This window comes from Catenulispora rubra, from assembly GCF_015356825.1.
Lineage (GTDB): Bacteria > Actinomycetota > Actinomycetes > Streptomycetales > Catenulisporaceae > Catenulispora > Catenulispora rubra.
Genome location: NZ_JAACYW010000289.1, coordinates 1 through 14362 on the forward strand (window position 1 = coordinate 1; position 14362 = coordinate 14362).

The window sequence follows — 14362 nt, forward strand, 5'->3', positions numbered from 1 at the left end:
GGGCCGGGGTGGGCGTCGCCGACGGGGTGTTCGCCGCGGCGCTGGCCGCGCGCACCGACACGCGCGTGGTGCCGGGGCGGACCGCGGAGTTCCTGGCGTCGTTCCCGACCACCGTGTTGGACCTGCCGGACCTGGTCGACCCGCTGTCCCGGCTCGGCGTGCAGACCCTGGGCCGGCTGGCCGAGCTGCCGGCGGACGCGATGGCCGGACGCTTCGGCGCGGACGGCGTGGCGGCGCACCGGCTGGCCCGCGGGCTGGACGCGCGGCCGCCCGCACCGCTGCGTCAGGGCCCTGACTTATCCGTGGAGGCGGTCTTCGATCCGCCGGCCGACGGCTCGGAGCGGATCGTGTTCGCCGCCAAGGCGCTCGCCGACGAGCTTCACGCGGTGCTCGCGCAAGCCGGGGTGGCGGGGGTGCGGGTGGCGGTGGAGATCCACGGCAGCGCCGGTCCCGGTGCGGAACCGGAGGTCTCCTACCGGCTGTGGCGGCACGAGGGGCTGTTGTCGAGCACGGCGGTCGCCGAGCGGGTGCGCTGGCAGCTGTCCGGATGGCAGACGAAGCTTCAGGCAGACAATCAGGCCACTGATTCCCCCGCGGCCGGCCATGCCTCTGCCGCCGACCGGGCCGAGCCCGCTCCCACCGCCGACCAGGGCATCACCCGCCTCCGCCTCATCCCCGACCACCTGGTCCCGGCCCGCGGCGTCCAGCCCGGCCTGTGGGGCGCGGACGAGGCCCCGGACCGCATCGCCCGCGCCGCCGAGCGTCTGCAGGCGATGTACGGCCCGAACGCCGTCACCCTCCCGGCCGACGGCGGCGGCCGCAGCCCGGCCGACCAGGGCGTCCGCACCCCCTACGGCGACCTGCCGCCGCCCGATCCCGGCCCCGAGCCCGCACCCTGGCCGGCCGCGCTCCCGGCGCCGGCGCCCGCCGACGTCCCGCGCGAGCCGCGCCCGGCCGAGGTCGCCGACGCCGCGGGCAGCCCGGTCGGCGTCTCCGGACGCCTGCGGATCTCCGCCCGGCCGGAGCTGCTGACGCTGTCCGGGACCGGCGAGCGTCTCAGGATCCTGTCGTGGGCCGGGCCCTGGCCGCTGACTGAGCGGTGGTGGGAGCCGGGTGCGGCGGTGCGGCGGGCCCGGTTCCAGGCCGTCACCGCCGACGGCCGCGCCTGGCTGCTGATCGTGCAGGACGGCCGCTGGTTCGTCGAGGCGGTGTACGACTGATGGGCACCTTCAACCCGGTCATCACCTGGCGCGAACTGGAGAAACGCCTGGCGTGGGGCCGCTACGGCGAGGCCGAACAGGCTGCCCCGGAGCCGGATGCGGAGGCGGCGGCGGTGCCCCGCCGCACCGCCAAGCTCGACCCGCCCTACGCCGAACTCCACGCACACTCCCACTTCTCCTTCCTCGACGGCGCCTCCAGCCCCGCCGAACTGGTCGCCGAGGCCGCCCGCCTGGGACTGCACGGCCTGGCCGTCACCGACCACGACGGCTTCGCCGGCGCCATGCAGTACAAGCAGGCCGCCGAGGACGCCGACCTGGCCACGGTCTTCGGCGCCGAGCTGTCGCTGGAGCTGACCGCGGCGCGCACCGGCGTCACGGATCCGGCCGGCAGCCATCTGCTGGTGTTGGCGCGCAAAGCCGAGGGCTACCGGCGGCTGTCGGCGGCCATCGGCAAGGCGCAGCTGGCGGGGAAGGAGAAGGGCAAGCCGGTCTATGTCGTTGACGATCTGGCCGAAGCGGCGAGTGAGGGGGACTGGACCATCCTGACCGGCTGCCGCAAGGGCACTGTCCGCCAGGCATTGGAGCGCCACGGCTTGAACGAGACTGGCTTCGAGGCGGCCGACATCGAACTCAGGAAGCTGATGGACTTGTTCGGGCGGCACAGCGTCGTGGTCGAGCTCACCGACCATGACCAGCCCTTGGACGACGCCCGCAACCGCCTGCTGGCCCGCCTGGCCACCCGCCACGGGCTGCCGACCGTGGCCACCGGCAACGTCCACTACGCCCGCCCCGCCGACTACCGCCTGCACACCGCGATGTCCGCACTCCGGGCCCGCCGCACCCTCGCCGAGATGGACGGCTGGCTCCCCGGCGCGCCGACCGCGTACCTGCGCAGCGGCGCCGAGATGCTGGCGCGCTTCCCCGTGCACGAGTTCGGCCGGGCCGTGGTCCGCAGCGCCGAACTGGCCGCCGACCACGCCTTCGACTTCAAGACCATCGAGCCGCAGCTGCCCGACTACCCCGTCCCCGACGGCCACACCGAAGCCAGCTGGCTCAGACACCTGACATACCTCGGCGCGTCCGAACGCTACGGCCCGGAGAGCCGGAATCCCAAGGCCTACAAGCAGATCGCCTACGAACTCGACGTCATCGAGGAGCTGAAGTTCCCCGGCTACTTCCTCATCGTCTACGACATCGCAGAGTTCTGCCGCACCCAGGGCATCCTGGCCCAGGGCCGCGGCTCGGCCGCCAACAGCGCGGTCTGCTTCGCGCTGGGCATCACCAGCGTCGACTCCGTCCGGCACGGCCTGGTCTTCGAGCGCTTCCTGTCCCCGGTGCGCGACGGGCCGCCGGACATCGACGTCGACATCGAGGCCGGGCGGCGGGAGGACGTGATCCAGCACGTCTACGCCAAGTACGGACGCGACCGGGCGGCCATGGTCTGCAACGTGATCACCTACCGGGCCCGGCTGGCGCTGCGCGACTCGGCACGCGTCCTGGGGTACTCCCCGGGCACCGTCGACGCCTGGGCCGGCAGCATCGGGCCGCACGAGGGCGTCCCGGACGGTTCGCAGGGCGTCCCCGAGCAGGTGCTGGAGCTGGCCGGGCAGTTGCAGCGCCGGCCCCGGCACCTGGGCATCCACAACGGCGGCATGGTGATCGTGGACCGGCCGCTGGCGCAGGTGGTGCCGATCGAGTGGGCCCGGCGCGAGGGGCGCACCGTGCTGCAGTGGGACAAGGACGACTGCGCGGCCGCCGGGCTGGTGAAGTTCGACCTGCTGGGCCTGGGCATGCTCGGCGCGATCCACGAGGCGCTGGACCTGATCGCCGAGCACCACGGCACCCGCCTGGGCCTGCACGACCTGCCGCAGGACGGGGACCCGGAGGCGGAGGCCGTCTACGAGATGATCCAGGACGCCGACACCGTCGGGGTGTTCCAGATCGAGTCGCGCGCGCAGATGTCGACCCTGCCGCGGCTGAAGCCGAGGAAGTTCTACGACCTGGTGGTCGAGGTGGCGCTGATCCGCCCCGGGCCGATCCAGGGCGGCGCCGTGCACCCGTACCTGCGGCGGCGCAATGGCGACGAGGAGGTCAGCTACCCGCACGAGGCGCTGGAGCCGGTGCTGCGGCGCACGCTGGGGGTGGTGCTGTTCCAGGAGCAGGCGATGCAGATGGCGATCGCGGCGGCCGGGTTCAGCGCCGCCGAGGCCGACCGGCTGCGGCAGGCCATGGGCTCCAAGCGCTCGCCGGAGCGGATGGCCGAGCTGCGGGGGCGGCTGCTGGCCGGGATGGCCGAGCGCGGCATCACCGGCGAGGTCGCCGAGGACATCTACGCCAAGCTGCACGCCTTCTCAGGGTACGGATTCCCGGAGTCGCACTCGGTGTCGATGGCCTACATCGTGTGGTGCAGCTGCTACCTGAAGCGGTACTACCCGGCCGCCTTCACCGCCGCGCTGCTGAACAACCAGCCGATGGGCTTCTACAGCCCCGGATCGCTGATCACGGACGTGCGGCGGCACGGGGTGCAGGTGAAGCGGGTCGACGTGAACGCCTCCGGGGCGAAGGCCACGTTGCAGAGCCCTGACACGCAGTACCGGAACGGCTCCCGATCCCGGCGCCGACACCCGCACGCCTCGCCGATCCCGCAGCCGGCCATCCGGCAGGGCCTGAGCAGCGTGCGCGACCTGGGCGACGACGCGGCCGAGCGGGTGGTCGCCGAACGCGAGGCCGCAGGCGCGTTCACCGGCGTCGAGGACTTCATCGTGCGCACCGGCCTGTCCCGCTCAACGCTGGAGGCGCTGGCCACCGCCGGGGCCTTCGGCAGCTTCGGCCTGGACCGCCGCGAGGCACTGTGGACGGCCGGCGCACTGGCCGGCACCACCGCCGGCCACCTGCCGGGCACCGCACCCGGCACGACGGTCCCAGAACTGGACCCGCTCACCCCGGTCGAGGTCACGCTGGCCGACCTCTGGGCCACCGGCACCACCCCGGAGGACCACCCGATCGGCCACCTGCGCCCCCGCCTGGCACTACGCGGCGTGACCCCCGCCGCCGAACTGCGCACCGCCCGCAACCGCACCCTGGTCCGCGTCGCAGGCCTGGTGACGCACCGCCAACGGCCCCCGACCGCACACGGCACCTGCTTCCTGAGCATGGAGGACGAGACCGGCCTGATCAACGTGATCTGCCCGCCCCCGGTGTGGGAAGCGCAGCGCCGCGTCGCACTGGAGCACGGAGCACTGCTGATCCACGGAACGTTGGAGCGCACCGACGGTGCGGTGAACGTGGTCGCCGGGCGGATCGAGGCGCTGCGGGCGGGGGTGGGGCGGAAGGCTCGGGATTTCCGATGAGAGGACCGCCGCGCTCTGTAACGACGAGCTTGTATGCGGGTGCGGCATTTGGAACCGGCGCCGGCGCCTTGGCCGCTACGGACGGCTACGGGCGAGCGTGGCTGGTGCCGTGGTTAGGGGGTCCGAAGGACCTTGGCGACCACAAGCAGCGCCGCCACCGGGCAGCGCGACGCAGGCAACAGCGGATAGAAAGCCGAACAGTCGCGGGCCGCCGCCTCAAGGAGGTCGCGCGGGTCGCCCCCTCGTCGAGGAAGCCCGCCAGAGGCCTCAAGGCGCCCACCAAACGCGGCCGTCAGCCGCCCACATGACGTGTGCGCAGTGACTCGGGCTCATGCGTGGTCGTGTACACCGATACCGCCAGTCGCCAGTGCGAAATGACTCGTTCAACCGAACTGCGTCCCCCTGCGAGGTAACCACCCACACATAGCTCCTCACACCACCGCCGGAACCACCATCAACACCACCCCGAAAAACTCCCGATAAGCCCCCAGCACCGCCGCATCATCCCTCAACACCCGCTCCCGCTTGCCATCCGCATCCGTCACCAGTAGCCTCCGCCCGTTCAGCGTCACCCGCCCGTCCGACGTCGGCAGCGTGCACATCAGGTTCCGGCGGAACAGCGACGCCGGCGCCGTGACCTGCCACCACCGGCCCATCTCGAAGTCCGCCAGGGCCAGCGTGCGCGGGTCGACGCGGTACTCCGGCGCGCCGCCGAGCAGCACGTCGAGGCTGCCGTCGGCGGTCTCCACGAGCTGGAACGTCCCGAACGGGTCGGCCTGCTCCCCGCGCTCGGCGTAGCGCAGCGGCAGCTCACTGTGCTTGCCGAAGCCGACGTCGGCCAGCCACACCTCGCCGGCCGCGTCGGTGACCCGCAGCGCCAAGTGGTCCAAGGGCCGGTTGGTGAACGCCCCGAGTTCCGCAGAGTACGTACGCGCCGCCAGCCGCTCCACACCGAACCCGACCGCCTCCAGCAGTGCCGCGAACAGCCCGTTCAGCTCGTAGCAGAACCCGCCGCGGCGCCGCGTCACGATCTTGTCGACCAGTGCGTCGAGCTCCAGCGAGATCTCCTCGCCCAAGTGGATGCTCAGGTTCTCGAAGGGGACCGTCGTCACGTGCGCGCGGTGCAGCAGCCGCAGCGTGTCGGCGTCCGGCTTCAGGGGACCGGCCACACCTATCCGGTCGAGGTAGGCGGTGACGTCATCGGCGCTCAGCTCCGGCATGGGTCATTTCTGCCAGCTTTCACCGTCCGTCGCAAGGCCTGGTCATGCCCGAAACCGACTATTGACCCCTACCCCGGATATGAGAACATGCCTGGCGTAGGCAACCCCTGCCCCGAACGCGGCTAAAGATCGTTCGGCCGTTTCGACACAAGGATCCCCCTTGGGCTACCTCGCTCTCCTCCGCCTACCCTTTATCACCCGCCTGCTCACCGGCTCCCTCATCGGCCGCCTCCCCGGTGGCATGTCCATCCTCATGATCCCGCTGGCCCTGCGCCGCTCGGGCATGGACTACGGCTTCGTCGGCATCGCCTCCGGCACCCTGGCGGTGTCCGCCGCGGTCGGCGGCCCGGTCCTGGGCCGCCTCGTGGACCGCGTCGGCCAAGTCAGGGTCCTGGTTCCGGCCGCCGCGGCCTCCGGCGCCGGCTTCGCGATCCTGGCGCTGGCGCCCGGGAACCGGCCGACCGTGCTGCTCGGCGTGGTGCTGGCCGGCGCCGCCGCGCCGCCGCTGGAGCCGTGCATCCGCATCCTGTGGCCCTCGCTGGTGCCGGCCGAGGGCCTGGCCTCGGCGTACTCGCTGGACTCCGCGGCGCAGGAGCTGATCTTCGTGTCCGGGCCGCTGGTCGTCGCCGGGTGCGTGGCCTGGGCCTCGCCGGTGGCGGCGCTGTGGCTGGGCGCGGCGCTCGGCGTGCTCGGCGTGCTGGTGGTCGCGACCACCCGGCCGGTGCGCGGCTGGCGCCCGGAGCCGCGCGAGGCGCACTGGCTCGGACCGCTGCGCAGCCCCGGCCTGGTGGTGCTGCTGACCTCGCTGATCGGCCTGGGCATCGCGATCGGCACGCTGAACGTCGTGCTCGTCGACTACGCCGAGCACCACAAGTTCCCCGGCGGCGCCGGCACCCTGATGGCGATCAACGCCTTCGGCTCGCTGATCGGCGCCCTGGTCTACGGCGCGCGCAAGTGGCGCGGCTCGGCCACCGGCCACCTGCTCGCGCTGCGCCTCGGCCTCGGCGCCGCCTACGCCCTGCTGCTCCTGGTCCCGGCGCCGCCGCTGATGGTGGCGATCATGGTGGTCTCCGGCGTCTGCTTCGCACCGTCGCTGACCGTGCTGTTCATGCTCACCGGCGAGTTCGCCCCGCCCGGCACCGCCACCGAGGCCTTCGCCTGGCTGATCACGCTGTTCCAGGTCGGCGCCGCCACCGGCGCGGCGATCAGCGGCTTCGTGATCGCGCACGCCGGCCTGTCCGCCGCGGCCGTGACCGCCGTGGCCGGCATCGGCGCCGCGGTGCTCGTCCAGCTCGCCGGCCGCCGCTACCTGCACCAGCCGGAGTCCGAGGGGCCGGTCGAAACTCCGGTATACGCCTGACAAGACTGCATGGCAGGGGGCGTCGTCCAGACGGCAGGATCGCAGACCATGGAACACCTGCTGTGGTACGACGCCCCGGCGACCGACTGGGAACGCGAGGCGCTGCCGATCGGGAACGGCCGGATAGGCGCGATGGTCTTCGGCGGGGTCGCCGCCGAGCGCGTCCAGTTCACCGAGAAGACGTTGTGGACCGGGGGACCGGGGCACCCCGGCTACGACCACGGCGACTGGCGCGAACCCCGGCCCGGCGCGCTGGAGGAGGTACGGCGGCGGATCGACGAAGAGGGCTTCCTGCCCAAGCAGACCGTCACCGAACTGCTCGGGCAGCCCAAGACCGGCTTCGGCAGCTTCCAGAACTACGGCGACCTGATCATCGAGTTCCCGACGTTGGACGACTTGACCGGCAGCGTCCAGAACTACCGCCGCACCCTTGACATCTCCGACGCCCTCGCCGGCGTCACCTTCGAAGCCGACGGCGTCTGCCACCGCCGCGAGTACTTCGTCAGCCACCCGGCCGGCGTCCTCGTCGGCAGACTGACCGTCGACCGGCCCGGCGCCCTCGACTGCGTCCTTCGCTACGAACCGGGCATCGCCGCGACCCACATCACCACCGAGGACGCCACGATCGTCATCCACGGCGCCCTCGACGACAACGGCCTGCGCCACGCCGCGCGGATCAAGGTGATCCCGCAAGGCGGCCGCCTCACCGCGCACGAAGGCCGCCTCACCGTCGAAGGCGCCGATCAGATCGTCATCGTCCTGGCCGCCGCGACCGACTACGCCGCCGCCTATCCCGCCTACCGCAACGGAATCGACCCGTCCGGCCCGGTCGCCGACGCAGTCGCCAAAGCCGCAACCACCGCTTACGAAGACCTCCACGCCGCGCACGTCGCCGACCACAGCGCCCTGTTCGACCGCGTCGTCCTGGACCTCGGCGGCAGCCTGCCGGACGACGTCCCCACCGACCGCCTCCTGGCCGCCTACGGCACACAGGACTCGAACCAGGACGCCGACCGCGCCCTGGAGCAGCTGTTCTTCGACCACGGCCGCTACCTGCTCATCGCCTCCTCCCGCCCCGGGAACCTCCTGCCCGCGAACCTGCAAGGGGTCTGGAACGCCTCCCCGACGCCGCCGTGGTCCGCCGACTACCACGTCAACATCAACCTGCAGATGAACTACTGGCTGGCCGAGCCGTGCGCGCTGGGGGAGTGCGCCGAGCCGCTGTTCGACTTCATCGAGGCGTTGCGCGAGCCGGGCCGGGTCTCGGCCCGCAAGATGTTCGACACCGAAGGCTGGGTGGTCCACAACGAGACCAACCCCTTCGGCTTCACCGGCGTGCACGACTGGCCGGAGTCGTTCTGGTTCCCCGAGGCCGCGGCCTGGCTGTGCCTGCACCTGTGGGAGCACTACCGGTTCACGATGGACGAGGACTTCCTGCGGGAGCGCGCGTATCCGGCGATGATGGAGGCCGCCGAGTTCTGGCTCGCGAACCTGCGCCGCGATCCCCGCGACGGCATGCTGGTCGTGAACCCGAGCTTCTCCCCGGAGCAGGGCGAATACACGGCCGGTGCGGCGATGGCGCAGCAGATCGTGCACGGGCTGCTCGAGACCACGGTCGGCCTCGCGGGCATGTACGAGCCCGGCACCGACCGTTGGGAACGCCTCAAGAACGCCTGCGAGGACCTGGATCCCGGGCTGCGCGTCGGATCCTGGGGCCAGTTGCAGGAATGGAAGGCAGACCTCGACGATCCGGAGAACCAGCACCGCCATGTCTCCCAGCTGTACGCGCTGCATCCCGGCTCGGCCATCGACGGCCGGTACGACGAGGAACTCGCCCCGGCGGCGCGCGCCATCCTGAACGCCCGCGGCGACGGCGGGACCGGCTGGTCGAAGGCCTGGATAATCAACTTCTGGGCGCGGCTGCGGGACGGCGACCGCGCGCACCGGCTGCTCGCCGAACAACTCGCTGTCAGTACTCTGCCGAACCTGTTCGACACGCATCCGCCGTTCCAGATCGACGGCAACTTCGGCGCCACGGCCGGCATCGCCGAGATGCTGGTGAGCAGCGAGATCGGGGAGGTCGGCGAGGCCGGGGAGGCCGGGGAGACCAGGGAGCTCGGCGAGATCGAGATCCTGCCAGCACTGCCCGCCGCCTGGCCGAACGGCTCGGTGAGCGGCCTGCGGGCCCGCGGCGGCGTCCGCGTCGACCTCGCCTGGGCCGACGGGAAGGCCACGGAGGTCTCGCTGACGGCCGACCACGACCTGGCGCTTGAGATTCGCTCGTCCCTGTTCGGCCCCAGCGTGCGGGCCGACCTGGAAGCCGGCCGCACATACACATGGAAAGAAGAGATCAAATAAGGGATCCAGCTCTTGTGTCGAGCAATGGCCCGCGCCAGGGTGTCAGCCATGTGGAGACCCCTGGTTCTGGCCGCCGCCGCGGCCATGTTCGTCGCCGGCACGCTCGCGGGCACCGCCGCGGCCGCCGCGCCGACGCTGGAGATCAACTATCAGAACCCGGTGACGGCGCTGCCGCCGATCGCGCGGCCGGACACCCCGAGCTGCACGGTCACGGCGATGCAGCACGACTTCGCCAACAGCTACGGCCAGCCCTTCGTCGGCACCCTGACGCCGCCGGCGAACTGTCCCGGGCCGTGGTCGAAGGTGGTGCTGGACTGGTCCGGCAACGCCGCGGGGCGGCAGTACGACCGGCTGGCCGGGGTGTGGATCGGCGGTTCGGAGGTGTTCCGGACCAGCACCCCCGAGCCCGATCCGGCGGGCATCAGCTGGCATGTCGACCAGGACATCTCGGCGTTCATCCCGCTGCTGCGGACGCCGCAGCCGGTGGTGGTGGACCTGGGGAACATCGTGAACAGTACGTACACCGCCACATATCACATGACGATGACCGTGACGTACTACCAGGCCGACAAGCACAATCCGGCCGCGGCGCACAGCGATGTCGTCGTGCCGATCTCGCAGAGCACGTCGGCGGCGGGCTGGTACAGCCTGACCAAGGGGCAGACCGCGAGCGCCACGGTGACGCTGCCGCGGAACACCGAGAGCGCCGATCTGCAGCTGTACGCGCGCGGCGGCGGGTGTGAGGAGTTCTGGTACTCGAACGTGCCCGACTCCTACGCCGCGTCGCATTCCAGCGAAGGGCTTTGCGGCGGCGGGACGTACCGCGAGGTCCAGGTCGACATCGACGGCAAGTCGGCCGGGACCGCGCAGCCGTTCCCGGTGATCTACACCGGCGGCGTCAGCCCGCTGATGTGGCGGCCGATCCCGAGCATCGACGCGTTCCGGACCCAGCCGTACGACCTGGACCTGACGCCGTTCGCCGGGGTCCTGGCCGACGGCAAGCCGCACACCGTGACCCTGGTGCCGCCCTCGGACATCAGCGACACGTGGCTGATGGACGGCAGCCTGTTCGTGAACGTCGACGCCGGCTCGGCGCAGACCTCCGGCGCGGTCACGCAGGACACGATCACGCCGTCGCCGGACGTGAACTACACCGTCGCGCCGCAGTCCGACGGCAGCGACCTGATCACCGCGGCGGTGAAGCGGGACTGGACGGTCGCCGGCTACGTCGACACCTCGCACGGCCGGATCACCACGAGCGTGGTGCGGCACAGCGCGTACTCGAACTCCGACGACGTCGCGCAGGCCGGGACGGTGCAGACCGTGAAGCAGCGGGACTCCGGCTGGACCCAGACCACCACCGGCCGTGGGCCGGGGCTGGGGAACCGGCAGGTGCGGAACGACAGTTGGTCGTACCCGATCGACATGACCAGTACCTACATCCCCGGCGCGAACTCGGACTCGTACACCGTCAACGGGCAGGTCAGCGTCACGCGCCAGCTGACCAGCACCGAGACCGACCACGGCAACGCGTGGAAGCCGATCTCCGCGGTCGACGACCACGTGCAGGCCAAGGGGGGTCTGCAGCGCGTGAACGGCGTCGTGACCGCGGCGGACGGTTCGGACTCCGAGCTGTACGTCGGCGCCGACCGGTCCGGGTGCTACGGCCACTACATCGTCGCCGACCACGGCTATGTGACGCAGGACTTCCAGACGGGGTGCTTCGGCAGGTAGGCGAGTAGGCGAGTAACCGGGGAGCTCCGGCTCCGAATCGAGGTCTGATCGTGGGGCCCGGACCAGGCTGAGACGGCCTGGTCCGGGCCCCACGATCTGTGCCTGCACGATCTGTGCCTGCACGATCTGTGTCTGCCCCGTTCGCTTGACATGCAGCCATCTGGCTGCCTAAGTTAAAGGCAGCCGAAAGGCTGCATATCGAAGCTCGGCGAACCGGAGGTGTGGGCGGGCATGGACGACGCGTTCGACGACGTGTTCAAGGCGCTGGCCGACCCGAGTCGGCGCGCGCTGCTCGACACGCTGAACGCCCGCAACGGGCAGACGCTGCGTGAGCTGTGCGCCGGCCTGGAGATGGCCAGGCAGTCCGTCAGCAAGCACCTCACGGTGCTGGAGGAGGCCGGGCTGGTGACCACCGTGTGGCGGGGCCGCGAGAAGTTGCACTACCTCAACGCGGCGCCCGTGCACGAGCTCGCCCACCGCTGGATCAGCCGCTTCGACCAGGCCAGGGTCCAAGCCCTGGCGGACCTGAAACTCGCCTTGGAGGAGACCCCGATGGACGCCCCGACCTTCGTCTACACCACCTACATCCGTACCACTCCGCAGAAGCTCTGGCAGGCCCTGACCGAGCCCGCCTTCACCCAGCGCTACTGGTCCACCGAGTTCAGCACCGACTGGAAGGTCGGCTCGCCGATGACCTGGGACAACCACGGTGTCGTGATCACCGACCCGGAGCAGGTCGTGCTGGAGGCGGACCCCTACAGCAAGCTCTCCTACACCTGGCACTCCGTCACCCCGGAGCTGGCCAAGCGCTTCGAGTGGGACGACGAGACGCTGGCCAAGCTCTCCGGCGAGGCCCGCTCGAAGGTCACCTTCACCATCGACGAGGAGGCCGGGCGGGTGGTGAAGCTGACCGTCGTGCACGACGGCTTCGAGCCCGGGTCGAAGTTCGCCGAGATGGTCAGCCACGGCTGGCCGGCCGTGGTGGCGAGCCTGAAGTCGCTGCTGGAGACCGGCGAGCCGCTGTCGGAGGAGAACTGAAGCTACCGACCGGTAACATGACAGGGGCGATCACCATGATCGCCCCTGACGCCTGTCCGCCCAGCGCCACCGCACGCTGCTCACGCCCCAGCAAGGAGACGACCATGGTCTTCTCGGTCCCCGTCACCGTCCGAGGCTACGAACTCGACACCCAGGGCCACCTCAACCAGGCCGTCTACCTCCAGTACGCCGAGCACGCGCGCTGGGAGCTGCTCCGCGCGGCCGGCATCCGGCAGAACGACCTGATCGCCGGCGGCATCGGCCCGATCGTGGTCGAGGTGAACGTCAAGTTCCTGCGCGAGCTGCGCGGCGCCGACGAGGTGGACGTCACCTGCGAGCTCATCTGGGCCGAGGGCAAGGTCTACCAGTTCAAGCAGCAGATCCTGAAGAAGGACGGCACGGTCTGCGCCGACATCGTGGTGGTCGGCGGCATCCTGGACCTCCAGGCGCGCAAGCTGGTGCCGAACCCGGCCGAGCGGCTGGCGGCGGTGGCGAGCGATCCGGGATTTCTGGGGATCTGAGAGTCGTCCAACCACCCACAAGTCGGACCTTCACCAGATCGGTTGATCGGCGGTCGCTGGGCGTTTCGCCCGGTGACAGGTGGTCGTTTCTCCGGACGAGCGGCACGTGATCGGTGCCGCCGCTACACAGGAGGAAGTACCAGTGCTGAAGACCAAGAAGATCGCCGCGCTTGTCGCCGCCACCGGCGGTCTGGTGATGGCCGGGGCCGGCATGGCCAGCGCCGAGGCCACCGCCCACGGCTCCGCCCAGGACTCCCCGGGCATCGTCTCGGGCAACACCATCCAGGTTCCGGTGGAGGTGCCCGTGAACGCCTGCGGCCTGACCGTGAGCGTCATCGGCATCCTGGACCAGGCGTTCGGCAACACCTGCGTCAACGGCTGACAGCCCGCGCGGCGCGCCGTGGCGGCCCCGAGGATCCCTGGCGGGTTCTCGGGGCCGCCCCTTTTCACGCCCGGTTCCTTCCTTCGAAGCCCTGGGAATGCTCTGAGGTGCGACAACACGGCGATCCGCGCGCGCTGACGAGCGGCTCGGCGCAGGGTTGCCCCCGAGGTACCGGTATTCACTCGTACGAACGATTCCGGGTTTAGTCCGAAAAACCTCCCGCAATCCGCCTCGTTAGCCGGATAGGTCTATCGGCTCGTCTGAAGTAACGACAGACGGAACAAGGCAGGGGCTTTCATGCAATCGCAAGTGAAGCGGCGGATCGTTTTCGGGCTCACCACCGGCGGCCTGCTCGCCACCGGCGGCGCCGGGTTCGCCCACGCGGACGCCTCGGGCGCCGCCTCCGGCGACTCCGGCACCACCACCGCCGGCTCCCCGGGCATCCTCTCGGGCAACACCATCCAGATCCCGGTGGACATCCCGATCAACGTCTGCGGCGTGACGGCGAACGTGATCGGCCTGCTCAACCCGGCGGCCGGCAACCACTGCTCGAACGAGGGCGGCGCCAGCGCGAGCGGCGCGACGGCCGGCGGCAGCGGCAGCGGCGGTGCGACCGCCGCCGGCAGCTCGGTCGGCTCGCCCGGGATCCTGTCCGGGAACACCATCCAGGCGCCGGTGCACATCCCGGTAAACGTCTGCGGCGACTCGGTGAACGTGGTCGGCGTGGGCAACGGTGCCAAGGACAACCACTGCCACAACGGCGGCGGCGCGACGACCGGCGGAAGCGGCGGCAACGGCGGCGCCACGGCCGCCGGCAGCTCGGTGGGCTCGCCGGGGATCCTTTCCGGCAACACCGTCCAGGTCCCGGTCGACGTCCCAGTCAACCTCTGCGGCGACACCGTCAACGTGGTCGGTGTCGGCAACGGCGCCAAGGGCAACCACTGCCACAACAGCGGCGGCTCCTCCACCGGCGGCGCGGCCGCGACCGGCAGCTCGGTCGGCTCGCCCGGCATCCTGTCCGGGAACACCGTCCAGCTGCCGATCTCCGTGCCGGTCAACGTGTGCGGCGACTCGGTGAACGTGGTCGGCGTCGGCAACGACGCCGAGGGCAACACGTGCGCGAACAACACGCCGTCCGCGCCCCCCACCACGACCACCCCGCCGCCGACCACGTTCACC

10 protein-coding genes are annotated in these 14362 nt (G+C 71.1%); 9 read left to right on the top strand and 1 reads right to left on the bottom strand.

The window, feature by feature from the left end:
* Positions 1–1220, top strand: a 1220-nt coding sequence (locus GWK61_RS44490; protein WP_194918517.1) for a DNA polymerase Y subunit UmuC family protein, incomplete at its 5' end; no start/stop codon positions are given.
* Positions 1220–4570 (top strand): error-prone DNA polymerase, encoded by a 3351-nt coding sequence (locus GWK61_RS44495; protein ID WP_194918519.1) that lies wholly within the window; start codon positions 1220–1222, stop codon positions 4568–4570. The genes GWK61_RS44490 and GWK61_RS44495, both read left to right, overlap by 1 nt.
* 431 nt (positions 4571–5001) lie before the next feature.
* Here the strand turns inward: GWK61_RS44495 and GWK61_RS44500 are convergent, their stop codons facing one another.
* On the bottom strand, positions 5002–5790 hold the full coding sequence (locus GWK61_RS44500) for an arylamine N-acetyltransferase family protein (protein ID WP_194918521.1): 789 nt from the start codon (positions 5788–5790) through the stop codon (positions 5002–5004).
* Between the two features lie 160 nt (positions 5791–5950).
* On the opposite strand from GWK61_RS44500, the gene GWK61_RS44505 reads away from it, so the two are divergent.
* From GWK61_RS44505 to GWK61_RS61110, 7 genes are all read left to right on the top strand, one after another.
* Entirely contained in the window at positions 5951–7150 is a 1200-nt protein-coding gene (locus GWK61_RS44505; protein WP_194918524.1) for an MFS transporter, read from the top strand.
* A 48-nt stretch (positions 7151–7198) separates the two neighbouring features.
* Complete coding sequence (locus GWK61_RS44510; protein WP_194918526.1) at positions 7199–9508, top strand: glycoside hydrolase family 95 protein; 2310 nt, start codon at positions 7199–7201, stop codon at positions 9506–9508.
* A gap of 48 nt (positions 9509–9556) precedes the next feature.
* Complete coding sequence (locus GWK61_RS44515; RefSeq protein ID WP_194918528.1) at positions 9557–11242, top strand: peptide-N4-asparagine amidase; 1686 nt, start codon at positions 9557–9559, stop codon at positions 11240–11242.
* 231 nt (positions 11243–11473) lie between these two features.
* Positions 11474–12280 (top strand): ArsR/SmtB family transcription factor, encoded by an 807-nt coding sequence (locus tag GWK61_RS44520; protein WP_194918529.1) that lies wholly within the window; start codon positions 11474–11476, stop codon positions 12278–12280.
* 104 nt (positions 12281–12384) lie between these two features.
* Positions 12385–12801 (top strand): acyl-CoA thioesterase, encoded by a 417-nt coding sequence (locus tag GWK61_RS44525; RefSeq protein WP_194918531.1) that lies wholly within the window; start codon positions 12385–12387, stop codon positions 12799–12801.
* A gap of 196 nt (positions 12802–12997) precedes the next feature.
* Positions 12998–13183: a chaplin gene (locus GWK61_RS44530; RefSeq protein WP_194918535.1), complete on the top strand. Its 186-nt coding sequence runs from the start codon at positions 12998–13000 to the stop codon at positions 13181–13183.
* 297 nt (positions 13184–13480) lie between these two features.
* A partial coding sequence (locus GWK61_RS61110) for a chaplin (protein ID WP_194918533.1) occupies positions 13481–14362 on the top strand: 882 nt, incomplete at its 3' end.